Genomic DNA, 23,793 nt, shown 5'->3' with positions numbered 1-23,793 from the left:
AGATGAGCACCATTGAGTACAGGATCGAAACGGGGGCCGGGGCGGGCGATTCCGTTTTCGATACGGTTCAACCGGGCGACCTCGAGCAGGTCCGTCCGCTGCCGCGCATTTCTATCCATGCCTTTTGCGAAAGCGAGGCGATGCAGCGGCTGATGGAGCGTTGCGGCCAGGACCGCCGCATGGCGAAGGTCAGCCTGCGCATCAACAGTGGCGGCATCGATGCTGCGGCAAACATGTTTGCGACGGTGTCGACGCCCAATCTGATTATCCTGGAAACGTCGACAGAACCGCGGTCGCTGCTGACGGAACTCGCGCCATTGGCTGCGGTCTGCGACCCCAGCACCAAGGTCGTTCTCATCGGCAAACACAACGATATCGCTCTTTATCGCGATCTCATCCGCAACGGCATTTCCGAGTATATGGTCGCGCCGGTGGCGATGCCGGATATTCTGTCGGCGGTTTCATCGATTTTCGTCGATCCCGACGCCGAGCCGCTGGGGCGCAGCCTGGCCTTTATCGGCGCCAAGGGCGGCAGCGGTTCCTCGGCCATCGCGCACAATTGCGCCTGGGGCATTTCTAACCTTTTTTCGACCGAAACCATTCTTGCCGATCTCGACCTGCCCTACGGCACGGCCAATATCGATTTCGATCAGGACCCGCCAACGGGTATCTCGGAAGCGGTTTTCGCACCGGAGAGGCTCGACGAGGTCTTTCTCGATCGTCTTCTGACCAAATGCTCCGAGCATCTTTCGCTGCTGGCGGCGCCGTCGATGCTGGATCGCGCCTATGACTTCGAGGGTGGCGCCTTTCATCCGATCCTCGAGATCTTGCAACGCAGTGCACCCGTTTCGGTGCTCGACATCCCGCATATGTGGACGGAATGGACGCGCGCGGTTCTCGGCGAAGCCGATGAGATCGTGATCACAGCCGTGCCGGATCTCGCAAGTCTTCGCAACACGAAGAACCTGCTCGATGCCTTGAAGAAGCTTCGGCCGAACGACAAGCAACCTCATCTCATCTTGAATCAGGTGGGCATGCCGAAGCGTCCGGAGATTGCGGTGAGCGAATTCTGCGAGTCGCTGGAAATCGAAGCGGCCGCTATCATCCCGTTCGACGCCGTTCTCTTCGGCAACGCGTCGAACAGCGGCCGCATGATTGCGGAGATAGACAAAAAATCCGCCGCCGCCGAAACCTTCTCCCAACTCGCGCACCTGCTGACCGGCCGTGCGTCGATGAAGAAGGCGCGACGCGGCGGCCTCGGGAAGATGCTCGCGGCGCTGGGCAAGAAATAGACCACGCATACCGCATAATTCCTTAAGTCGGATTCGATTTAAGAAGAAAATTATGCAGCAAATCTAAAGTGTTACAGCGTCCTTAGCGCGTCATGTTTGACACGCGGCGCTGTACAACGGACGGATCAGGAACATGTTCGGCAAACGCGGAAACGAAGGCTTCGGCAAGAGCGGCACGACAGGTGCTGCTCTGCCGCCGATCGTCCCTGCCACGCAAGCGGCCGTCATCGCCCACGTGCCGGTGCTTGGCGATGCTCAAGCACCGGCGTCGCGTCCGCAATCGCCAGCTCCGGCACAAAGAAAGCGACCCGCCCGCAACGAGGACTACTACGATACGAAGTCGCAGGTTTTCTCCGCGCTGATCGATACGATCGATCTGTCGCAGCTGGCCAAGCTAGATACGGAAAGCGCACGCGAAGAAATTCGCGATATCGTCAATGACATCATCACGATCAAGAACTTCGCGATGTCGATCTCCGAGCAGGAGGAACTGCTCGACGATATCTGCAATGACGTCCTTGGCTATGGACCGTTGGAGCCGTTGCTCGCGCGCGATGATATTGCCGATATCATGGTCAATGGTGCCGGTCAGACCTTCATCGAAGTGGGCGGCAAGACGATCGAATCCGAAGTCCGATTCCGTGACAATGCCCAGCTCCTGTCGATTTGCCAGCGGATCGTCGGACAGGTGGGGCGGCGCGTCGACGAATCCAGCCCTATCTGCGACGCGCGTCTTCCTGACGGCTCGCGCGTCAACGTCATTGCGCCGCCGCTCGCCATCGACGGCACCGCACTGACGATCCGCAAATTCAAGAAGGACAAGCTGAAGCTCGATCAGCTGGTGAAATTCGGCGCAATCACGCCCGAGGGGGCAGTCCTTCTCCAGATCATCGGCCGCGTCCGCTGCAACATCGTCATCTCCGGCGGTACCGGTTCGGGCAAGACGACGCTTCTGAACTGCCTGACCGGCTTCATCGACCTCGACGAGCGAGTGATTACCTGCGAAGACACCGCCGAACTGCAATTGCAGCAGCCGCACGTGGTTCGCCTCGAAACCCGACCGCCGAATATCGAAGGCGAGGGTGAGATCACCATGCGGGATCTCATCAAGAACTGCCTGCGTATGCGGCCCGAGCGCATCATCGTCGGCGAAGTGCGCGGACCTGAGGTGTTTGACCTGCTGCAGGCGATGAACACCGGCCATGACGGTTCCATGGGGACGATCCACGCCAATACGCCGCGCGAATGCCTGGCGCGTATGGAATCGATGATCGCCATGGGCGGCTACACCCTGCCGGCCAAGACTGTGCGCGAGATCATCTCCGGATCCATCGACGTCATCATCCAGGCCGCGCGTCTGCGCGACGGTTCGCGCCGCATCACCCACATCACCGAAGTGGTCGGTATGGAAGGCGACGTCATCATCACGCAGGATCTGATGCGCTACGAGATCGAAGGGGAAGATGCCAACGGCCGTATTGTCGGCCGCCACGTATCGACCGGCATCGGTCGCCCGCACTTTTGGGATCGCGCCCGGTACTTCAACGAAGACAAACGCCTGGCGGCGACACTCGACGCTATGGACAAGGGCTAGGAGCCGCGATGTTCGGCATAGGCATCCCCGTCCTGGCGCTGGCCTTCCTCGTCGCAATTTCAGCGGCGGCCCTTGCCTATGTTGTCCTGTATTCGCGGATAGAAACCGAGAAGAAGGCGGAAGGTCGAATTCGCAAAGTCGGCGCCGCCGAAACAGATCGGGTCAAGGTCAAGGCAGCTCGCGATCGTGTCAGCGAAATGTCGAAGCGACGCAAGTCCGTTCAGGACTCGTTGAAGGAACTCGAGAAGAAGCAACAGGAAAAATCGAGCAAGACGGCGCCATCGATGAAGGCCCGCCTGGCACAGGCAAACCTGTCCATTTCCCTGACGCAGTTTTATCTTTTCAGTGCGGCTTTCGGCTTCGTCGCCTTCATCATCACGCTCATGGCTGGCGCCGGTCTCGCGATCTCGGCTGGCATCAGCCTGATCGCCGCCGCTGGCCTGCCACGCTGGTTCATCGGCTTCCTGATCAAGCGTCGCTGCAAGAAATTCCTTGAGGAGTTTCCGAACGCGCTCGACATCATGGTTCGCTCGATCAAATCGGGTCTTCCGTTGAATGATGCCCTGCGCCTCATCGCCGGTGACGGCCAGGAGCCGGTCAAAACCGAATTTCGCCGCGTCGTCGATTCTCAGCAGGTCGGCCTCAGCGTCACCGAGGCATGCGCCCGCATGATCAATAGCATTCCACTGGCAGAGGTGAATTTCTTCGCCATTGTTATTGGTATTCAGGCGCAGGCGGGTGGCAACCTGTCCGAAGCGCTCGGCAACCTGTCGAAGGTGTTGCGTGAACGAAAGAAGATGAAGGCCAAGGTCAGCGCTCTGTCGATGGAGGCAAAGGCTTCGGCTTGCATTATTGGCGCCCTGCCATTCATCGTGTCGTTCCTCGTTTACGTTACCTCACCCGACTACATGATGGTCCTGTTCACTGACCCGCGCGGCCATCTCATCATTGGCGCTGGCTTGGTCTGGATGAGTATCGGCATTCTGGTGATGCGCAACATGATCAATTTCGATATCTGAGGGACGATTATGAGCGAAGGATTGATCAAGACACTGACGGATCCCAATGTCGTCTTTGCCGTTCTTGTCTCATTTGCAGTGCTGGCGACCTTCTATTCTCTCGTGGTGCCGCTCTTGGAGCGCGGAGACCTCGGCAAGCGGATGAAATCGGTGGCGACCGAGCGCGAACAGATCCGCGCACGGGAACGCGCGCGCCTGGCGGCCGAAGTCTCGAGCGGCAAGGCCAATTTGCGCGGTCAGAACAATACGTCCGTTCGCCAGGTGGTCGAGCGGCTGAATCTGCGCAAAGCCCTCGTTGACGACAACACGGTCAACCGTCTCAAGACGGCGGGCTATCGGTCCCAGAACGCGCTCAACACCTTCCTCTTCGCGCGCTTCTGCCTTCCGTTCCTGTTCCTGGTCATCGCGATCATCTATATTTTCGTGCTCGGCAATTTTGCCGAAAAGCCGTTCATGATGCGGTTCGCATTTGCCGTCGGTTTTGCCTATGTCGGCTTCTATGCGCCGAACATCTTTGTCGCCAACGCCATCTCGAAGCGACAGCATTCCATTCGTCGCGCCTGGCCGGATGCGCTCGATCTCCTGCTGATCTGCGTTGAATCCGGCGTCTCGATGGAGCTTGGCATGCGGCGCGTTGCCGATGAAATTGCCTCCCAGTCGCCGGCTCTGGCGGAGGAATTGGTGTTGACGACGGCCGAGCTTTCCTTCCTGCCCGAACGCCGGATCGCGCTCGAAAACCTCGGCCACCGGACGGGCCTCGATGATGTGAAATCGGTGGTTCAGGCGCTGATCCAGGCCGACCGCTACGGCACCCCGATTGCCCAGGCGCTGCGCGTTCTGGCGCAGGAAAGCCGCGATCAGCGCATGAATGCCGCTGAAAAGAAGGCGGCGGCGCTGCCGCCCAAGCTCACAGTGCCGATGATCCTGTTCTTCCTGCCGGTTCTCGTCGCCGTCATCCTCGGTCCGGCCGGCATCCAGGTCGCCGATCGTTTCTGATCCCGCTGCTGCACAATTCTTCAGAGCGGATGCAATTTGGGAGATTGTGCCGAAAAGTCGGGCCGCCCATGGCGCTCGTCGCGTATTCCATTGAACGCGCGAGGCTGTGGAGGCTTGCAAATCAGAGGCGGCTTGAGATCAGCCTAGCGCATGTCACTATCGCAAAACCGCTACGCACTTTTGCGCGACATGCGCAAAAACAAAGGCTTAAAGCGCAGTCAGCGATTCCTACAGCGCAGCACGTCTTATTAGACGCGCAAAGGTCGCTGTAGCGGGCTTGGGGCGTGCGACAGACACCGGTTCCGTTCCGTGATCTCAGTTGGTGTTAGTTTCGTCCGCCTTGGCCAGCTGCGTCCACGCACCTTGCTGCGACAGCATCGAGCGCAGATATTTCACGTTGGCTTCTGCCTGCTCCCCGGAAAGCTCCTGGCGGGCGATCGTTTCGGCCTCTTGAAAGCGTCCCTGCAGCCCGACGGCGAGTGCGAGGTTCTGCCGTACGCTGCTGTCGGCGCCGGGTTGGCTCGCGGCGGACTTGAGATAGGTCTCCGCCGTGCGCAGGTCCTTGGTCAGAAGATAGGACATGCCGAGGTTGGAGAGCACCGAAGGCTCGTTCGGCTTGAGCTCGAGCGCTTCGCGATAGCGCAGGCGCGCCTCCTGGGCACGTCCGAGTTGGTCAAGGATCGCGCCCTCGGCCGATTTCAGCTTCCAGTCCGGCCGATCCGGCGTCTGCGCGCGACTGATCGTGTTCAGTGCCTGATCCAGTTGTCCGGCCGCTGCCTGCGCCTTGCCGTAGGCGCCGAGGACCTCGCGGTCCTGCGGATGGTTGATGGCGACCTGCTGCATGACGGCAAGCGCCTGTTCGTTGCGCCCGGTCATGCGCAGAAGATTGGCGTAGTTGAGCCCCGCCTCGCGATCCCGCGGGTTCTTCTCATAGGCCTGGCCGATGCCTTCGGCTGCCTGGGACAGTTCCGATGCGGTCATCGATTGAACCGACTTCGACGTGCCCGAAATGGAACCGGTCGTCAGCTCCTTCTTCGGCTGGTTGGCACAGCCGGCGACAGACAGGGCGACGATCGCGATCGCGGCGCCTTGCAGCAGACGGTTGGCGTTTAGGGATGAGATCGTGCGTTTGGCCATCGGCGGTGTCCCCAGCATGCATTCGCGCACCAGAACTCCAAACAACATCGGCGCAACTTTCACTCCAGCAATAATCTGTTAACCCTAACAGAGCGTTAAATGCGCGAATCCATCTCTGTCAGCCGAGGACTTCCATGGCCCCCTATCAGTTCATCGAGCGGCCGTCGCCGTTCAACACCAGCGCAGGCAAGACTCTGCCGATCTTCGCGGTCACGCCGGCGCATATCGAAACGGGAGCCATCGATCCGATCGCGCTTGATTGGGCCCGAAAGGCCGGCTTCAAGGCCGAATCGGGCGCGGTCCTTCTGATCCCATCCGCCGATGGCCATCTCGGCGGCGCGCTCTTCGGCCTGGGCGGCAACCCATCCGAGGCGCCGTTCCTGACCGGCAAGCTCGCGCGCGCCCTGCCACCCGGCAAGTGGCATATCGAAACGGCGCCGCTCACAGCCAACCGGCTGGCACTCGGCTATGGTCTCGGCTCCTATCGCTTCGAGCGTTACAAGTCGGCAAAGGGCGAGCCGCCGACCTTGCTCATCCCGACCGATGCCGATGCTGCCGATATCAAGCGTCAGCTCGCCGGCGTCTTCCTTGCCCGCGACCTCATCAACACGCCGACCAACGACATGGGCCCTGAGGCGCTGGAAGCAGCATTCCGCGCACTTGCGACGCACTACAAGGCGGATGTCTCGGTGATATCGGGCGAGGCTCTTCTGACGCAGAACTTCCCGCTTGTTCACACGGTCGGCCGTGCGAGCGCAGAAGCGCCGCGTCTTCTTGAACTGCGCTGGGGCAAGAAGGGCCACAAGAAAGTGACGCTGGTCGGCAAGGGCGTCTGCTTCGACACCGGCGGCCTCGACATCAAGCCCGCTTCCTCAATGCTGCTAATGAAGAAGGACATGGGCGGTGCCGCCAACGTCATGGGCCTCGCGCTGATGATCATGGATGCAAAGCTCAAGGTCGATCTGCGCGTCATCATCCCCGTCGTCGAGAACTCGATCTCCGCCAATGCCTTCCGGCCGGGCGACATCTATCGCAGCCGCAAGGGCCTGACGGTGCAGATCGACAACACCGATGCCGAAGGCCGTCTCATTCTTGCCGATGCGCTCGCCTATGCCGACGAGGAAAAGAACGAGCTGCTTGTCGATATGGCAACGCTGACCGGTGCCGCCCGCGTTGCACTCGGTCCCGACCTGCCGCCGTTCTTCACCGACGACGCCGAGCTGGCGCAGGATCTCTCTGAGGCGAGCCTCAGCGTCGACGATCCGATGTGGCGCATGCCTCTGCACATGGGCTACGACAAGGACGTCTCCGCGCGCATTGCCGACCTGACGAACGCGCCTTCGGGCGGCATGGCAGGTTCGATCACCGCAGCGCTCTTCCTCAAGCGCTTCGTCACCAACACCAAAAGCTGGGTGCATTTCGATATCTTCGGGTGGGCCCAGTCCGAGCGGCCGCATTCGCCTGTTGGCGGTGAGGCTCAGGCTATTCGCGCGCTCTATCAGCATATCGGGCGGATCGCCAAGTAAGTCTCTGATGAAGACGACCGGCGCTGACCCTGCGCCGGTCGTCCGAAAAAGCAACGCTTGCGTAACGGTCCGCCGCTATGGTGGCGGACTACCGCAGCGCCGCGCTTCCCTTGGAAGTGTATTGGTCGCTGTCGTTCGTTGACTGTCTGTTTGAATCCTCGAACCGGAGAGCGATCGAGGGATTCATGCGGTTGCGCAGGAGTTGCCATTGCCGGTCGAGCTTACGCCCTCCCAGGCCCTCGGGCTCTGGCACATGGTATCGTTGGAACAGGTGCGGGTGGACGGTCGCGATCTGACGCTGCGCCAGATGGCGATCCTCTTGCAGATCTATCTCGTGCCGCCGCCCCACACCGTTCGTGGCCTTGCCGCAACCCTTGGCGTCACCAAGCCGGTGATCACGCGAGCACTCGATACCATGGGCGCCCTCGGCCTTGTCGACCGCGCCCGCGACGACCGCGATCGGCGCAACGTGGTCATCAAAAGGACAGTCGACGGTGCTCTCTATCTTGAAAAATTCGGCGATCTGATCATTGATCAGGGCCGCAAACAGCCTAAGTGAGTTGACATGTCGACACTTCCCGATCGCCGCCTGAATGCCTATCGAGCCGACCTCGCCGAAAGCCGCCTTCGCGGTGTCGTGGAGGCCGAGCGCTATGTCGAGGGAAGCGTTGCCCGCGTCTCCGTGCCGGTAACGCCGCTCAGGGCAAAGCCCGATCTTGCCTGCGGTACCGATACCGAACTGCTGCTCGGCGAATCGGTTCGGGTGCTCGATACCAACGAGAGCTGGTGCTGGGTGAAGGCGGATCTCGACGGCTATGTCGGCTACCTTCCGGAATATTGCCTTGCGCCGGTGGTCAAGAGCCCGACGCACATCGTCTCGGCCCCGCGCACCTTCGTCTATTCCGGTCATGACTTGCGTTTTCCGACTGTTTATCCGTTGTCGATGGGCAGCCGTCTCAGCGTTGTCGACGAGCGCGAGACCCGTGGCACGCGCTACTTCCTGCTCGACGGCGGCCAGGCGGTGATCGCCAACCATTGCATCGAGGTCGGCAGCGTCGTGCCCGGAGACTATGTCTCGGTTGCCGCCCGCTTCGTCGAAACTCCCTATCTCTGGGGCGGTCGTTCCGGTTTCGGCATTGATTGTTCCGGCCTTGTGCAGCTGTCGATGATGATGGTCGGCAAGCTCGCCCCGCGCGACTCCGACATGCAGGCTGCAGGCTTGGGAACGCCGATCGCCCGTGAGGAGCTTAGGCGCGGCGACCTCGTCTTCTGGAAGGGCCACGTTGCGCTGATGGAAGACGACGAAACGCTGATCCATGCCAACGGCCATACGATGACCGTTGCCCGCGAGGGACTGGAAGCGTCGATCGAACGCATCGGTTGGCTCTACGACCAGCCGACGGGCTATCGCCGCCCTTAAGCATTTCCAGGAAAAGTGCGAAGCGGTTTTCCGTCAGGTAATGCGCAAAAACAAAGAGATAGAGGGTTTGGGCGGCTCTCTCGAGGCCGGAAGCGTTCTAAGCGCTCAGTAGCCGGCTAATTTATCGACGACGTGCTGCAAAGGTTGCCCGCTTTCGAGGCGGGCGATCTGCTGTTCGACGTGGCGGAACAGCGCCTTGACGTCGGACGAAGCTGCGACATGCGGCGTTACATAGACATTCGGCATCTGCCAGAAGCGGCTTTCTGGCGAAAGCGGCTCCTGCTCGAAAACGTCAAGGGACGCTGCGCCGAGAAGGCCCGAATCGAGTGAGCTCAAGATATCGGTTTCGACCTGGCTGCCGCCGCGGCCGCCATTGATGAAGACCGGGGCGCCAAAGGGGCCGTTGCGGCTCAGCTTGGCAAAAAGTCCGGCATTGAAGATGCCGCGGGTCTCCGGCGTCAGCGGCAACAGGCCAACCAGGAAGTCCGTGCGCGCCAGGAAGGCGTCCAGCTCGTCACCGCCATAGGTCTCGATGCCGTCGATCGCCTTCGTGCTGCGCGACCAGCCGACGACCTTGAAGCCCAAGGCCGAAAGCTTACGGGCCGCATCCTGTCCAAGCACGCCCATGCCCATGATGCCGACGGTAATGTCCGCCGCCTCGGGTTGGGAAAGGTCGCGCCACTCCCGCTTTGCCGCCAGCGCCTCATAGGTGCTGTGCTGGCGCAGATGCATGAGGCATTGCATCACCACCCATTCGCTCATGCGTGTCGTCAGGCTGCGATCGACGAAGCGCACAAGCGGCACATCCGGCAATCCCGGCAGCGTCAGGACATGGTCGACGCCGGCGCCGCCGGAGAACACCACCTTGAGATCCGGCGCTCTCTCGAAAAGGTCCGGTGCCGATTTCCACACCACGGCATAGTCGATATCAGAGAGATCGCGATTGTCGTGGATGGCATCGGCTCGGTTGATCACCTCCCGGTCCGGGAAGGCGCCCTTCAGGGCTGCCGCAACCTCCTCGGGAATGAACTTCAGATCGATGATGACGGAGCTTTTCGAGGGCATTGTTAGGACTCTACTGGCGGATGGCGGACAGGTTGACGGCTTCGAGGTTGAAGGCTGCCGCCATCAGGGCCTTGGTATAATCCTCCTGCGGCGCATTGAAGATGCGCTCCGCCGGGCCCTGCTCGACGACCTTGCCCATGCGCATCACGATCATCTCGTTGGCAAGCGCCCGCACAACCTTGAGGTCGTGGCTGATGAAGAGATAGGCGAGGTCGTGCTTGTGCTGCAGGTCGCGCAGCAGGTCGACCACCTGCGCCTGGACGCTCATGTCGAGCGCCGAGGTCGGCTCATCCAGCATCACGAATTTCGGCTTCAGTACCATCGCACGCGCAATCGCGATGCGCTGCCGTTGGCCGCCGGAGAATTCGTGCGGATAGCGCCAGCGGGTGGCGGGGTCGAGCCCCACTTCCTCGAGCGCTGCGGCGACGCGTTGATCGCGCTCGTTGTCCGACAGCGCGCTCTCGTGGATTTTCAGCCCTTCGGCGATGATGTCGGAAATCGACATGCGCGGGCTCAGAGAACCGTAAGGGTCCTGGAAGACGACCTGCATCCGGTTTCGAAGCGGCCGCATTTCGCGGAAGCTGTAGGCGGCGATGTCCTTGCCGACGAAGGCGATCCGTCCCTTGGACGATATCAGCCGCGTCAGCGCCAGACCGAGCGTCGTCTTGCCGGAACCCGATTCGCCGACGACGCCGAGCGTCTGGCCGGCGCGCAGCTTAAGGTCGATGCCGTCGACCGCCTTCACGTGGTCGACGACCTTGCGCAGGAAGCCGGCCTTGATCGGAAACCAAACCTTCACATCAGCCGCTTCCATGACGACTGGCTTCGAGGCGTCCGAAAGCGGCGGGTTACCCCTTGGCTCGGATGCGAGCAGGTGGCGGGTATAGGCATGCTGTGGATTGGCAAAGATCTCGGCGGTCGGCCCGGTCTCGACGATCTTGCCCTTGGTCATCACGCAGACCCTGTCGGCGATTTTTCGCACGATGCCGAGGTCATGGGTGATGAACAGCATCGACATGCCGTGCTCGTCTTTCAGCGTTTTCAAGAGTTCGAGGATCTGGGCCTGCACCGTGACGTCGAGCGCCGTCGTCGGCTCGTCGGCGATCAAAAGCTCCGGCCGGTTGGCGAGCGCCATGGCGATCATCACGCGCTGGCGCTGGCCACCGGAAAGCTCGTGAGGATAGGCGCCAAGCCGCTTCTCCGGCTCGCGGATGCCGACCTGGTTCAAGAGCTCGAGAATTCTCGTGCGCGCCGCGGCTCCTTCCAGTCCCTGATGCAGCTCCAGGATCTCGCCGATCTGCCGTTCGATCGGATGCAGCGGATTGAGCGATGTCATCGGCTCCTGGAAGATCATCGTGATGTCGTTGCCGCGCACATGGCGCAGCTCCGCATCGCTGGCCTTCAGCAGGTCCTTGCCGTTGAAGTGGATTTCGCCGCTCGGATGGCTTGCCGAAGGGTAGGGCAGGAGCTTCAGAATCGAGTTGGCGGACACGGACTTGCCGGAGCCGGACTCACCGACAAGCGCAACCGTTTCGCCGCGCTTGATGTCGAAGGAAATGCTATCGACCGCAAGCGAGGTGTTACCGCCCTGATGGAAAGCGACCGACAGATCGCGGACGGAGAGAATGGGATCGGTCATCGTCGCGCTCACCGGAATGTCTTTCTCGGGTCGAAGGCATCGCGGGTCGCTTCGCCGACGAAGATCAGCAGCGACAGCATCACCGACATGACGCAGAAGGCCGTCAGCCCGAGCCAGGGCGCCTGCAGATTGGATTTGCCCTGCGCGATCATCTCGCCAAGGGAAGGCGAGCCCGGCGGCATGCCGAAGCCGAGGAAGTCGAGCGAGGTCAGCGTGGTGATCGAGCCAGAAAGGATGAACGGCAGGAAGGTCAGGGTCGCCACCATCGCGTTCGGCAGCAGGTGACGGTACATGATCGTGCCGTTGCCGACGCCAAGCGCGCGCGCTGCATTCACATATTCGAAGTTGCGTGCCCGCAGGAACTCGGCGCGCACGACGCCGACAAAGCCGACCCAGGAAAACAAGAGCATGATGCCGAGCAGGATGAAGAAGCCCGGCGGCAGGATCGCGGCGATGATCAAGAGAATGTAGAGCACCGGCATCGACGACCAGATCTCGATGAAGCGCTGCATCAAGAGGTCGGTCCAGCCGCCGAAATAGCCCTGCACTGCGCCGGCCGTCACGCCGATGATCGCGGAGGCGATGGTGAGTACCAGCCCGAAGAGCACCGAGATGCGGAAGCCGTAGATCATGCGCGCCGTCACGTCGCGCGCCTGGTCGTCGGTGCCGAGCCAGTTGAGGTTGCCGGCAATGCAGTTGCGGTCGGCGGTGCCTTCCGGATAGGCCGAGCAGCGTTCCTCCGTGCTCATCAGCCAGAAGGGCTTTGTCGGCGCCGAATGCGGAATGTTCGAGTTGACCGTCTGGTAGGAGTAGCGGATCGGCGGCCAGATCATCCAGCCGTTGCCCTCGATCTCGTCGCGAATGTAGTCGGAGCGATAGTCGGTCTCGGCAAGGAAGCCGCCGAACTTCTCCTCCGGATAGTTGACCACCGCAGGAAACAGGATCTCGCCCTTGTAGGAGGCGATGATCGGCTTGTCGTTGGCGATGAATTCGGCAAACAGGCTGAGCACGAACAGCAGAAGGAACAGCCAGAGCGACCAGTAGCCGCGCCGGTTCGCCTTGAAGTTCTGCCAGCGCCGCTTGTTGACCGGCGACAGCCAGCCACGCGGCGGGGCGGCAACCTGGGTGGGGGCAGTGGTTACGGTGCTCATCACACGTCCCTCCGCTCGAAATCGATGCGCGGATCGACCCAGGTGTAGATGAGGTCGGAGAGCAGGCTGACGAGCAGCCCCATCAGCGAGAAGATGAACAGCGTCGCAAAGACGATCGGATAGTCGCGCTTGACGACGGAATCATAGCCGAGCCGCCCAAGGCCATCGAGCGAGAAGATATATTCGATCAACAGCGAACCGGTGAAGAAGGCCGAGATGAAGGCGCTCGGGAAACCGGCGATGATGATCAGCATAGCGTTGCGGAAGACGTGGCCGTAGAGCACCTGACGGTCATTCAGGCCCTTGGCGCGCGCCGTCGTCACATACTGCTTCTTGATCTCGTCGATGAACGAATTCTTGGTCAAGAGCGTCGTTGTCGCGAAGGCCGAAAGCAAAAGCGTGATCAGCGGCAGCGTCATGTGCCAGAAGTAGTCGAGGATCTTCTGCCACCAGGGCAGTTGCCAGAAATTGTCGGAAACGATGCCGCGCAGCGGAAACCAGTCGAGGAACGAGCCGCCGGCAAAGACGACGATCAGCAGGATGCCGAAAAGGAAGCTCGGAACGGCATAGCCGACGATGATGATGCCCGAGGTCCAGATGTCGAAGGTCGATCCATCAGACACCGCCTTCTTGATGCCGAGCGGGATCGAGATCGCGTAGGAAAACAGCAGGATCCAGAGCCCCAGCGAGATCGAGACCGGCATCTTCTCCTTGATCAGATCGATGACCGACGTGTTGCGGAAGAAGCTCTCGCCGAAGTCGAAGCGGATATAGTCCCACATCATCGTGCCGAAGCGTTCGAGCGGCGGCTTGTCGAAGCCGAACTGTTTTTCGAGCTTGGCGATGAATTCCGGGTCGAGCCCCTGGGCGCCTCGGTACTGGCCGCCTTGATCGCCACCGGTCTGCATCAGGTCGCCGCTGCTGCCGCTCAGCCGGTCGGAGCCGCCGGCGTTCGTCAGGTCCGAAATCACCTGTTCGACCGGTCCGCCGGGCGCAAACTGAATGACTGTGAAAGAAATCGCCATGATCCCGATGATCGTCGGGATCATCAGCAGCAGGCGTCGCAGGATATAGGCACCCATCAGGCCAGCCTTTCGATCGACGTGTTGCCGGTGGCCCGGACCCGCGAAGCGTCGGCGTGCGCCCTATGGTGTCTCAATCCTCACGTCTCCTTGCGGCTTTCAGGCCCAAGCCGGGCCTATATTCGTTTTCAGTGATTCGTTTTTCTGCATTTGGAATCGAGACGGCATCCAAGTGCAAGGGCTTCATTTGGCCGTGGCGTTTTTCGACCACCAGACATCCGGGAAGCCGGTGCCGTAATAGGGCAGCTCCTGCGGATGGGCGAGGTGGTTCCAATAGGCCACGCGGACCGCCTTGGAATAGAAGAGCGGCACGACATAGTTATGGGAGAGGAGAACGCGGTCGAGCGCCCGTGTCGTCGCAACCAGTTCCTCGCGGTTCGGCGCGAAGATGATCCTTCGGATCAGCTCGTCGATCGCTGGATCGGCAATGCCGGCATAGTTTCTCGATCCCGGCTGGTTGACCGAGCTCGAGCCCCAAATGTCGATCTGTTCGTTTCCTGGCACCAGGGACTGCGCCCAGATGCCATAGATCATGTCATAGTCGAAGCTTCTGACGCGATTGGTGTATTGCGAATCGTCGACGGTGCGGATGCGGGCATCGATGCCGATTTTCTTGACGCTGTTAATGAATGGCGTGACCGTGCGCTCGAAGGACGGGTTGGACAGAAGCAGCTCGAAGCCGAAGGGTTCGCCGGTCTTGACGTTGACCAACCGGTTGCCCTTGAGCTCGTAGCCCGCCTCCTTGAACAGGTCGAGCGCCTTGCGCAAGTTGCCGCGCACCTTCTGCGGGTCGCCGTTGATGGGGTTCACATAGGGCGTGGTGAAGACTTCGGCCGGAACCTTGTCCTTCAGCTCCTCCAGGATTGCCTTTTCGCGGCCCTCGGGAAGCTTGGAGGAGGCAAGCTCGGTGCCCCAGAAATAGCTGTCGACACGCTGATAGGCGTTGTAGGCGAGATTGCGGTTGAGATCCTCGAAGTCGAAGGCGTAGTTCAGCGCCTCGCGCACCCGCTGATCCCTAAACTTCTCGCGGCGCATGTTCGGCACCAGCGCCTGCATGACCCCGGTTGCGCGCAGCGGATTCTCGATCTCCTCGCGGATCACACGGCCGTCCTTCATGGCCGGAAAGTCGTAGGCGGTCGCCCAATGGCTCGCGCTGCTGTCTCGGTAGAAATCGACGTTGCCGGCGCGAAAAGCCTCGAATTCCACGTTTCTGTCGCTAAAGAAGGCATAGGTGATCGTGCTGAAATTGTATTGTCCGACATTGACGTTGAGGTTCTTGCCCCAATAGTCGTCCCTGAGCTCGAAGCGGATCGAGCCACCCGCCTGGAAAGAGGCGATCTTGTAGGGGCCGGAGCCCATCACCGGTTCCAGCGTTGTGCGGGAGATATCGCGCTTGTTGCCCTTGGCGTCCTGCCCCTCCCACCAGTGCTTCGGAACGATCGGGAACTGGCCGAGAATGTTCGGCAGTTCGTGGTTGTTCTTCTCGTCAAAGCGGAAGGTGATATCGCGCTCGCCGGTCTTTTCCGCTGAAACCACGTGGCGGTAATAGTTGGACTGGAGTGGATTGTGCTCCTTCGCCATGTTGAGGGAGAAGATGACATCCTCCGGGGTCACCGGCGTTCCGTCGGCCCACTTGGCCTCCGCACGCAGGCGAAAAGTGGCAGACGAGATATCGTCGGGATAGGAGACGCCCTCGGCAAGCAGGCCGTATGCGGTGGTGATTTCATCCTCGGCGGTTTTCAACAGCGTATCGAAGACCAGGGACGAAACGCCGGTCGCCGCTTCGCCCTTGGCGAGGATGGGGTTGAACGTGTCAAACGTGCCGTTTTCCGAGAGCCGCAGCTCGCCGCCTTTCGGTGCGTCCGGATTGACGTAGTCGAAGCGGGCGAAGCCATCCTTATGTTTTGGCTCACCGATCGACGACGTACCATTGCGCCAGACGGGCTGTTCTTCGGCATTCGATGCAGGGGGAAGGAGAAGAAGCGCTGCTGTCAGAAGCGAGGCCGCGAGGCCAGGTTTCACGGTCCTGCAGAAGTTTGGCATCCAGCCGGTACCCCTATATTCCAATGTTCTTTTTTGAAAGCATAGGCGAAATCGGGGCAATTGACAGGCACCGCCGCAAATCAGGCGAAATTTTTGCGTCACATCCCGGTGATTCACAAGGCTGAGGCAAAGACCGCGCCTTAGGATGGGGGTTCATCGGACACGGCGCGTCGGCGTCGGGGTCTGCGGGACATGAACGGGACGAAATGACATGGTTGCTCCACTTCAACGTTGCGGCTCGGCGCTTCTGGCGCTGTTGCTCGGAACGAGTTTCTTGATCGCCGATGCTGCCAGGGCCGACGACACGCCGGCAAAGACGCTTTTCGGCGCCAAGACGCTGCCGGCTCAGATGGCGCCTTCGTCCTATGGCTTCTATGCGAAGGGCTGCCTTGCCGGCGGCGTCGCGATCCCGACGGATGGTCCCACCTGGCAGGCGATGCGGCTGTCGCGCAACCGGCGCTGGGGCCATCCCCAGATGATCGCACTGATCGAACAATTCTCCCATGATGCCGCCGAAAAGGTCGGCTGGCCGGGTCTGCTTCTCGGCGATATCTCGCAGCCGCGTGGCGGACCGATGATCTCCGGCCACGCCTCGCACCAGATCGGTCTCGATGCCGATATCTGGCTGACGCCGATGCCGCAGAGGACGCTGACGGGCCGGGAGCGGGAAGACATCTCCGCAACGTCGATGCTGCAGAAGAACAAGTTTCTGACCGTCGACCCATCGATCTGGACGCCGGCGCATGCCCGGCTGATCATGCTGGCCGCCAGTTACCCGCAGGTCGAACGGGTCTTCGTCAATCCGGCGATCAAGAAGAAGCTCTGCGACACCTGGAACGGTGACCGTTCTGCGCTCGGCAAGGTCCGGCCGATCTATGGCCACGACTACCATTTCCACATCCGCATCAAATGCCCGGCAGGCTCGAAGACCTGCAAGGACCAGGCGGCCGTCCCGGCCGGCGATGGCTGCGACAAATCGCTGGCCTGGTGGTTTACAGATGAACCATGGGCAAAGCCGAAGAAGAAGCCGGGCGAAAAGCCGGTGAAGCCCCGGTTGACGACCATGGCCGATCTGCCGAAGGCCTGCACCCTGGTGCTGAACGGACCGGCCCCGGCCACCAAGCAGGATGCGACCTTCGGCATGGCCTATCGCGCTGCGTCGCCAGTGCCTGCCGAACAGGGCATCGAGCAGGTGATCGGCAATGCCGCAGCCGATTTGCCGCCAGCCGACATTCCCGTTCCCCTGGCGCGCCCGACGCTGCAGTAGCCGTCTCGGCTTGCGCCTTTTCAATCTTGCCGGGCTCATGTATACGGCCATCAAATCGATTTAAATTTGCTGGCGGGGATACGGCATGGCGGATCGGAAATGCGTTGCCCTGATCGCTCACGATCAGAAGAAGGATGATCTCGCCGCGTTTACCAAGGCAAACGAAGCGGTCTTCGCGCAATGGAAGATCGTTGCCACGGGCACGACTGGCGGCCGCGTTCTCGATGTTTGTCCCAGCCTCGATATCACGCGCCTGAAAAGCGGTCCGCTCGGCGGCGACCAGCAGATCGGCGCGATGATCGCCACCGGCGATATCCAGCTTCTGATCTTCTTCGTCGATCCGCTGACGGCGATGCCGCACGATGTTGACGTCAAGGCGTTGATGCGGCTTGCGATCGTCTACGATATTCCGATGGCGCTCAATCGCGCAACGGCGGAGCAGTTGATCGACTTCAACCACAACTGATACTGCATGAATCCTTAAATCGGATTCGATCTAAGGATTCATGCAGCAAGTTTAAGTGCTACAGCGTCCTTTGCGCGTCATATTTGACGCGCGGCGCTGTAGAGAATTCGAAACCTCACGGCGACGATCAGGATGGACAGTGTGATGCCCGGTGCGAGTGACAACAGTTTTTCCTTTCCGATCCTGATCGGCGACATCGGCGGCACCAATGCCCGCTTCGCTTTGCTGCTCGATGCCTTTGCCGAGCCGAAGCAGCTGCCGCCGATCAAGACCGGCGATTTCGAGACGATCGAGGAAGCGTTGCAGAAGAGCATCCTCGACAAGACCTCGGTCCAGCCGCGGTCGGCGATCCTCGCCGTCGCCGGCCCGATCAAGGGCGACGAGATTCCGCTGACCAATGCCGGCTGGGTGTTACGCCCCAAGGACATGCTGTCGGGCCTCGGCCTTGAGGACGTCCTGATCATCAACGATTTCGAGGCGCAGGCGCTGGCCGTCGCCGCCCCGGCTGCCGAAGATCTGGTGAAGATCGGTGGCGGCAGCGTTCGCCCGCTGACCTCCCGCGTCGTTCTCGGTCCGGGTACCGGACTCGGTGTCGGCGGCCTGGTCTTCGCGCAGCACACCTGGTTTCCGGTGCCCGGCGAAGGCGGTCATGTCGATATCGGCCCGCGAACCGAGCGCGACTTCCAGATCTGGCCTTTCCTGGAGCCGATCGAGGGGCGCATGGCCGGCGAGCAGATCCTCTGCGGTCGCGGCATCATGAATCTTTATCGGGCCGTTTGCGCCGCCAATGGCGAAGAACCGGTCCTGAACGATCCGGCCGAGGTCACCACAGCAGCACTTGCCGACAACAACCCCGCCGCGGTCGAGAGTATATCGCTGTTTTCGACCTATCTCGGTCGCGTGGCCGGCGACATGGCGCTGATTTTCATGGCGCGCGGCGGTGTGTTTCTGGCCGGTGGCATTTCGCAAAAGATCCTGCCGGCGCTGCAAAAACCGGAATTCCGGGCCGCCTTCGAAGACAAGGCGCCGCATTCCGCGCTGATGAAGACCATCCCGACCTTCGCGGTCATTCATCCGATGGCGGCACTGTCGGGTTTGGCAGCTTTCGCGCGCACGCCGAGAGACTTCGGTGTTGCAACGGAGGGACGCCGCTGGCGAAGCTGATGGCGGCGGCGTGCGCAAAGACTCGCCAAAGCGACATCAAAGCACTATAGAGCCCGAGAAAGGTAGTGTCGGCGTCCGACTTACCGCGCAGGCTCAGGGAAGACAGGCTTTTTGAGCGCCAGAGATAGAAAACAGCACGCTGTCGATTCTGACACGATCAGCGGAATCTTGAAGCGGGTCATCGCAGAAAACGGTCGCGATCATATCCGCGGCTACGTCTTTGCCATTGCGTGCCTGGCTGTCGTCGCCGTGACGACCGGCTTTACCGCCTCGATCATGGAGACCGTGATCAACGAGGCTTTTGCCAACAGAAATGCGGGTATCGTGCTGCTGGTGTGCGGTTCGATCTTTGGCGCGTTCGTGTTGCGCGGCTTTGCCACCTACGGCCAGGCGGTCGCCTTGTCGAAGATCGGCAACAATATCGTCGCGCGCTACCAGCGCCGGCTCTATGCGCATCTGATGGCACTGAGCGTCGGTTACTTCAACGAGACACGCTCGGCGCAGCTCGCTGCCCAGATCAGCCAGAATGTCAGCGGCATTCGGGACGTGCTCAATCTGACCGTCACTTCGATCGCCCGTGATCTCCTGACCCTGATCGGGCTCGTCGGCGTGATGTTCGCCAAGGATTGGCTGCTGTCGATCATCGTCTTCGTGGCAGCGCCGCCGTTGCTGCTGGGCCTGCGCTACGTTTCCAGGCGCTTGCGCTCGGCGACGCGTGAATCCATCGAGGTCAACAGCCGTGTCCTCGGTGCCATGCAGGAGACGATCCAGGGCATTTCCATCGTCAAGGCATTCACGATGGAGCGCGAACTGCGCGGCAAGGTCGAAGCGATCATCGAGCGGGCCGAAAACCGGGCCAACCGGATTGCGCGCTTGAGCGAACGCACCGCGCCGATGACCGAAACCTTTGCGGGTCTCGCGATTTCCTGCGTGCTTGCCTATTCCGCGTTCCGCGCGATTTATGCCGGCGTACCGCCGGGAGCCTTCTTCGCCTTCGTCGTCGCTCTGTTGATGGCCTATGACCCGGCCCGACGCCTGGCGCGCCTGCAGGTTTCGCTGGAACGTGCCGCGGTCAACGCCCGCATGGTCTACGAAATCCTCGACACGGTGCCGCATCAGCGTGACAAGCCGGATGCAAAGCAGCTCGAGTTCCACGGTGCAAACGTCGAGCTGCGCGATGTGCGCTTCCGCTACGCCAATGGCGACGAGATTCTGAAGGGCGTCAGCTTTGTCGCCGAAGGCGGCAAGACCACTGCGCTTGTCGGCCCGTCCGGGGCCGGAAAGTCGACGGTCATCAGCCTTGTTCCGCGGTTCTACGATCCGGCCTCCGGCCAGATTCTGATCGACGGGCAGGACATCGCCGACGTCACCAAGCAGTCGCTGCGCAATGGCATCGCCTATGTCTCGCAGCAGCCCTATCTTTTCGAAGGCTCTATCCGCGACAACATCCGCTATGGCCGCCCGGACGCGACCGATGCGGAAATCGAGGAAGCCGCGCGTCTGGCCTATGCGCATGACTTCATCCTCACCCAGCCGCAGGGTTACGACACCCCGGTTGGCGAAAACGGGGTCACGATGTCCGGTGGCCAGAGGCAGCGTCTGTCGATCGCCCGCGCGTTGGTGCGCAATGCACCGATCCTGCTGCTCGACGAGGCAACCTCGGCGCTCGACACCGAGTCGGAGGCCGCGGTGCAGAAGGCGCTCGACGAGGCGATGCACGGACGCACGGTCATCGTCATCGCCCACCGTCTGTCCACGGTCGTCAATGCCGACAAGATCATCGTCATGAAGGACGGTCTCGTCGTCGAGGAAGGCACGCACGAGGATCTTGCGCGCCGCCAGGACGGTCTCTACGCTCGCCTGCACAATCTCCAGGGCAAGGCCCCAGAGGCGTCGGCCGACGCCGAAATCTAAACATGAGCTGGAAGGAATATCGCCGATGAGCACGACGGACATGAAGCTTGTGGTCGTCGGCGCGGCCGGTCGCATGGGCCAGACGCTGATCCGTATGGTTCACGGCATGGACGGCGTCCGCCTGCATGCGGCCGTCGAACGTCCAGGCTCACCCTTCGTCGGCCGTGACGCGGGCGAACTCGCCGGGCTCGGACCGATCGGCATCGCGATCACCGACAAGCCGCTCGAAGCTTTTGTCGAAGCCGAAGGCGTGCTCGATTTCACGTCGCCGGCCGGCACCGTCGAATTTGCCGGCCTCGCCGCACAGGCACGCATCGTGCATGTGATCGGCACCACCGGCTGCGGGGCGGATGACGACGCGAAGATCCGCGCTGCCGCGCGTCATGCCCGCATCGTCAAGTCGGGCAATATGAGTCTCGGCGTCAATCTTCTCGGCGTGCTGACGGAGAAGGCGGCGCGTGCTCTCGGGCCTGCTGCCTGGGACATCGAAATCCTCGAAATGCACCATAAGCACAAGGTGGATGCCCCCTCCGGCACGGCACTGCTCCTTGGCGAAGCGGCGGCGAGGGGGCGCAGCATTGCGCTGTCTGAAAATTCCGTGCGCGTCCGTGACGGCCACACCGGCGCCCGCCCGCAAGGCACGATCGGTTTTGCGACGCTGCGCGGCGGCTCGGTGATCGGCGAACACTCGGTCATTCTCGCCGGAGAAGGCGAACAGGTGACGCTGTCCCACAGCGCCACCGACCGTTCCATCTTCGCGCGGGGCGCCATTACCGCAGCACTCTGGGCACGCGACCAGAAACCCGGCTTCTACTCCATGCTCGATGTTCTCGGGCTCAACTGACACCATCTCTATCGTCTCAAGGGGAAATCATATGAGCGGCACCCTCGTCCTTGTCCGGCATGGCCAGAGCGACTGGAACCTGAAGAACCTGTTCACCGGCTGGCGCGATCCTGACCTGACCGAGCTTGGCGTCGAAGAAGCCAAGGCTGGCGGCAAGGCGCTCGCCGACTACGGCATCAAGTTCGACATCGCCTTCACCTCGTCGCTGATCCGCGCCCAGCGCACCTGCCAGTTCGTGCTCGACGCCGTCGGCCAGCCGTCACTCGAAACCATCCGCGATCAGGCGCTGAATGAGCGCGACTATGGTGACCTCTCCGGCCTCAACAAGGATGATGCCCGCGAGAAGTGGGGCGAAGAGCAGGTGCATATCTGGCGCCGTTCCTACGACATTTCGCCGCCGGGCGGCGAAAGCCTGCGCGACACCGGCGCCCGCGTATGGCCCTACTACCTGACGGATATCCTGCCGCGCGTGCTGGCCGGCGAGAAGGTTCTCGTTGCCGCGCATGGCAACTCGCTGCGCTCGCTCGTCATGGTTCTCGACCGGTTGACGAAGGAAGAGATCCTGAAGCTCAATCTCGCGACCGGTGTGCCGATGGTCTACAAGCTCAACGCCAATTCGACGGTCGCTTCCAAGGAAGTGCTCGGCGATATGTCGGCTGCCCATTAAGGCAAACTGCAGAGCAAACAAAAGGGGCGCCGGTCGCCCCTTTTTTCGTTCTCAGGCCTTGCCGGCTTCCCATCCGAGGATTGCGCGCTTGCGCGTCAGCCCCCAGTGATAGCCCGTGAGATCGCCGCTCTTGCCGAGCGCCCGGTGACAGGGAACGACGAACGAGATCGGGTTACGGCCGACGGCTGCCCCGACGGCGCGTGAGGCGGTCGGCTGGCCGATCTCGCCGGCGATGGTCGAATAGGTCGTGGCGCGGCCGAGCGGGATCTTCAAGAGCGCCTGCCAGACCCGGATCTGAAAATCGGAGCCGATCAGGAAGATGCGCAAGGGCTCTCCGGCGCACCAGCGTTCAGGATCGAAAATGCGCGCCGCATAACGCGCCGTGGCCGCGCTGTCCTCGACATAGGTGGCGTTCGGCCAGCGATGCGCCATATCCTCGAAACTCTCGTGCTCGCCGCCGCCATCGGCGAAGGCAAGGCCGGCAAGACCTCGATCGGTGATCATCACCAGCGCCGTGCCGAAGGGGGAGGGGTGGTAGCCGTAGCGGATGGTGAGGCCCGCGCCGCGCGCCTTCCATTCGCCCGGCGACATCGCCTCATGGGTGACGAAGAGGTCGTGCAGCCGGCTCGGGCCGGAAAGCCCGATCTCGATGCTGGTCTCCAAGAGTGGCATGTCTTCCTGGCGCAGCAAGCGCTTGGCATGGTCGAGCGTGACCGCCTGCAGGAACGCCTTCGGCGACAGCCCGGCCCAGCGGGTAAAGACCTTCTGCAGTTGCGTCGGCGACTGCTTCAGACGCTTCGCGATCGCTTCAAGCGAAGGCTGCTCGCGATACTCTTCGGTGAGCATCTCGATCACATTTCTCACCGTGTCGTAATCGGTGCCATCAGGCGTGATGTCGGTGGGGAGGGTTGTCGCAATGTTCATCGGTCATCTCCTGTCGTGACACAGGTAACCATGCCGCCAGCGTCGTTGCCACCCGAAACTTGATTGGCCCTAGCGTCAGCGGCGGCGCACGGTGGCAAGCGCCCCGGAAAACGCCGTGGCGAAGGTTTCGCGGTCGTCGCGGTTGAGGAAGGAACCGACATCGGTCCTGTGGCCGCCGCCGCTGATGCTCATCGAGACGATGCCGATCTCCTGATGCCGTGCGATGTTGAAGCGCGCCCAGAACGGATTGAAGCGGTGTTCGATCATCCGGCCCGACGGCGTGAACTTGCGCACCGACACGTCGGTTCGCGAGACGCTGACTTCTTCACGGCTACGCGCCGAGCGGTAGTTCAGCCAGAAAGCACCGAACAGCAGCGCGAAATCCAGCCCGAAGAAGAACACGATCGGCCAGGCGCCGATCACCATGAACACGACCGCATGTACCAGGCTGAGCAGCCCGGCGATCAGGAAAAACACCTTGAACCCCTTAAAGCCCAGGGAGCGATAGGGGGTCAGTTCGGCGCTGAACACCGGCTCTTCGCCGTCAAGCGTCTGATCGTTGCCATCAGTCATGACCATTGAC

At 61.5% G+C, this 23,793-nt stretch carries 21 protein-coding genes; 13 read left to right on the top strand and 8 right to left on the bottom strand.

Features of this window, described 5'->3' with window-relative positions; genetic code table 11:
• The first annotated feature begins 2 nt into the window (after positions 1-2).
• The 4 genes from ASD03_RS06600 to ASD03_RS06585 all read left to right on the top strand — a co-directional run bounded on the left by ASD03_RS06600 (position 3) and on the right by ASD03_RS06585 (position 4,901).
• Positions 3-1,292: a CpaE family protein gene (locus ASD03_RS06600; protein WP_025425394.1), complete on the top strand. Its 1,290-nt coding sequence runs from the start codon at positions 3-5 to the stop codon at positions 1,290-1,292.
• 133 nt (positions 1,293-1,425) lie between these two features.
• Positions 1,426-2,886, top strand: coding sequence for a CpaF family protein (locus ASD03_RS06595; RefSeq protein WP_025425395.1), 1,461 nt, complete (start codon positions 1,426-1,428; stop codon positions 2,884-2,886).
• Between the two features lie 8 nt (positions 2,887-2,894).
• Positions 2,895-3,905: a type II secretion system F family protein gene (locus ASD03_RS06590; protein ID WP_025425396.1), complete on the top strand. Its 1,011-nt coding sequence runs from the start codon at positions 2,895-2,897 to the stop codon at positions 3,903-3,905.
• Between the two features lie 9 nt (positions 3,906-3,914).
• On the top strand, positions 3,915-4,901 hold the full coding sequence (locus tag ASD03_RS06585) for a type II secretion system F family protein (RefSeq protein ID WP_025425397.1): 987 nt from the start codon (positions 3,915-3,917) through the stop codon (positions 4,899-4,901).
• A 315-nt stretch (positions 4,902-5,216) separates the two neighbouring features.
• Here the strand turns inward: ASD03_RS06585 and ASD03_RS06580 are convergent, their stop codons facing one another.
• Complete coding sequence (locus ASD03_RS06580) at positions 5,217-6,038, bottom strand: tetratricopeptide repeat protein (RefSeq protein ID WP_025425398.1); 822 nt, start codon at positions 6,036-6,038, stop codon at positions 5,217-5,219.
• 134 nt (positions 6,039-6,172) lie between these two features.
• Here ASD03_RS06580 and ASD03_RS06575 point away from each other — a divergent pair, with 134 nt between their 5' ends.
• The 3 genes from ASD03_RS06575 to ASD03_RS06565 all read left to right on the top strand — a co-directional run bounded on the left by ASD03_RS06575 (position 6,173) and on the right by ASD03_RS06565 (position 8,984).
• Complete coding sequence (locus ASD03_RS06575; RefSeq protein WP_025425399.1) at positions 6,173-7,564, top strand: M17 family metallopeptidase; 1,392 nt, start codon at positions 6,173-6,175, stop codon at positions 7,562-7,564.
• Positions 7,565-7,772: 208 nt separating this feature from the next.
• On the top strand, positions 7,773-8,123 hold the full coding sequence (locus tag ASD03_RS06570) for a MarR family winged helix-turn-helix transcriptional regulator (protein WP_025425400.1): 351 nt from the start codon (positions 7,773-7,775) through the stop codon (positions 8,121-8,123).
• Between the two features lie 6 nt (positions 8,124-8,129).
• Complete coding sequence (locus tag ASD03_RS06565) at positions 8,130-8,984, top strand: NlpC/P60 family protein (RefSeq protein WP_025425401.1); 855 nt, start codon at positions 8,130-8,132, stop codon at positions 8,982-8,984.
• Between the two features lie 105 nt (positions 8,985-9,089).
• On the opposite strand, the gene ASD03_RS06560 is transcribed toward ASD03_RS06565, so the two are convergent.
• The 5 genes from ASD03_RS06560 to ASD03_RS06540 all read right to left on the bottom strand — a co-directional run bounded on the left by ASD03_RS06560 (position 9,090) and on the right by ASD03_RS06540 (position 15,964).
• On the bottom strand, positions 9,090-10,049 hold the full coding sequence (locus tag ASD03_RS06560) for a glyoxylate/hydroxypyruvate reductase A (RefSeq protein WP_025425402.1): 960 nt from the start codon (positions 10,047-10,049) through the stop codon (positions 9,090-9,092).
• 10 nt (positions 10,050-10,059) lie between these two features.
• On the bottom strand, positions 10,060-11,688 hold the full coding sequence (locus tag ASD03_RS06555) for an ABC transporter ATP-binding protein (RefSeq protein ID WP_025425403.1): 1,629 nt from the start codon (positions 11,686-11,688) through the stop codon (positions 10,060-10,062).
• An 8-nt stretch (positions 11,689-11,696) separates the two neighbouring features.
• Positions 11,697-12,839, bottom strand: coding sequence for an ABC transporter permease (locus ASD03_RS06550; protein ID WP_025425404.1), 1,143 nt, complete (start codon positions 12,837-12,839; stop codon positions 11,697-11,699).
• Entirely contained in the window at positions 12,839-13,921 is a 1,083-nt protein-coding gene (locus ASD03_RS06545) for a microcin C ABC transporter permease YejB (protein WP_025425405.1), read from the bottom strand. The genes ASD03_RS06550 and ASD03_RS06545 overlap by 1 nt, the downstream gene beginning before the upstream one ends.
• 183 nt (positions 13,922-14,104) lie before the next feature.
• Entirely contained in the window at positions 14,105-15,964 is a 1,860-nt protein-coding gene (locus ASD03_RS06540; RefSeq protein WP_025425406.1) for an extracellular solute-binding protein, read from the bottom strand.
• A gap of 211 nt (positions 15,965-16,175) precedes the next feature.
• Between ASD03_RS06540 and mepA the strand changes: the two genes are divergently transcribed.
• The 6 genes from mepA (at position 16,176) to ASD03_RS06510 (ending at position 22,286) form a co-directional block, all read left to right on the top strand.
• Positions 16,176-17,231 carry a penicillin-insensitive murein endopeptidase gene (mepA, locus tag ASD03_RS06535; RefSeq protein WP_057212546.1) on the top strand — a complete coding sequence of 352 codons (1,056 nt, stop codon included), beginning with the start codon at positions 16,176-16,178 and terminating at the stop codon, positions 17,229-17,231.
• Between the two features lie 85 nt (positions 17,232-17,316).
• Positions 17,317-17,697 carry a methylglyoxal synthase gene (locus ASD03_RS06530; protein ID WP_025425408.1) on the top strand — a complete coding sequence of 127 codons (381 nt, stop codon included), beginning with the start codon at positions 17,317-17,319 and terminating at the stop codon, positions 17,695-17,697.
• Between the two features lie 144 nt (positions 17,698-17,841).
• Positions 17,842-18,861 carry a glucokinase gene (locus ASD03_RS06525; protein ID WP_025425409.1) on the top strand — a complete coding sequence of 340 codons (1,020 nt, stop codon included), beginning with the start codon at positions 17,842-17,844 and terminating at the stop codon, positions 18,859-18,861.
• Between the two features lie 111 nt (positions 18,862-18,972).
• Entirely contained in the window at positions 18,973-20,775 is a 1,803-nt protein-coding gene (locus ASD03_RS06520; RefSeq protein WP_057204388.1) for an ABC transporter ATP-binding protein, read from the top strand.
• Positions 20,776-20,800: 25 nt separating this feature from the next.
• Complete coding sequence (dapB, locus tag ASD03_RS06515; RefSeq protein ID WP_025425411.1) at positions 20,801-21,619, top strand: 4-hydroxy-tetrahydrodipicolinate reductase; 819 nt, start codon at positions 20,801-20,803, stop codon at positions 21,617-21,619.
• 31 nt (positions 21,620-21,650) lie between these two features.
• Complete coding sequence (locus ASD03_RS06510; RefSeq protein ID WP_025425412.1) at positions 21,651-22,286, top strand: 2,3-bisphosphoglycerate-dependent phosphoglycerate mutase; 636 nt, start codon at positions 21,651-21,653, stop codon at positions 22,284-22,286.
• 51 nt (positions 22,287-22,337) lie between these two features.
• Here ASD03_RS06510 and ASD03_RS06505 read toward each other — a convergent pair whose 3' ends face one another.
• Both ASD03_RS06505 and ASD03_RS06500 read right to left on the bottom strand, forming a co-directional pair.
• Complete coding sequence (locus ASD03_RS06505; protein WP_025425413.1) at positions 22,338-23,210, bottom strand: bifunctional helix-turn-helix domain-containing protein/methylated-DNA--[protein]-cysteine S-methyltransferase; 873 nt, start codon at positions 23,208-23,210, stop codon at positions 22,338-22,340.
• A gap of 75 nt (positions 23,211-23,285) precedes the next feature.
• Entirely contained in the window at positions 23,286-23,783 is a 498-nt protein-coding gene (locus ASD03_RS06500) for a DUF2244 domain-containing protein (RefSeq protein ID WP_025425414.1), read from the bottom strand.
• Positions 23,784-23,793 lie beyond the last annotated feature (10 nt).

Origin of the sequence: Ensifer sp. Root127 (assembly GCF_001425225.1) — a bacterium.
Taxonomy (GTDB): domain Bacteria; phylum Pseudomonadota; class Alphaproteobacteria; order Rhizobiales; family Rhizobiaceae; genus Ensifer; species Ensifer canadensis.
The sequence above is the reverse complement of the archived record's forward strand: the minus strand, read 5'-3'. Positions and strand labels throughout refer to the sequence as shown.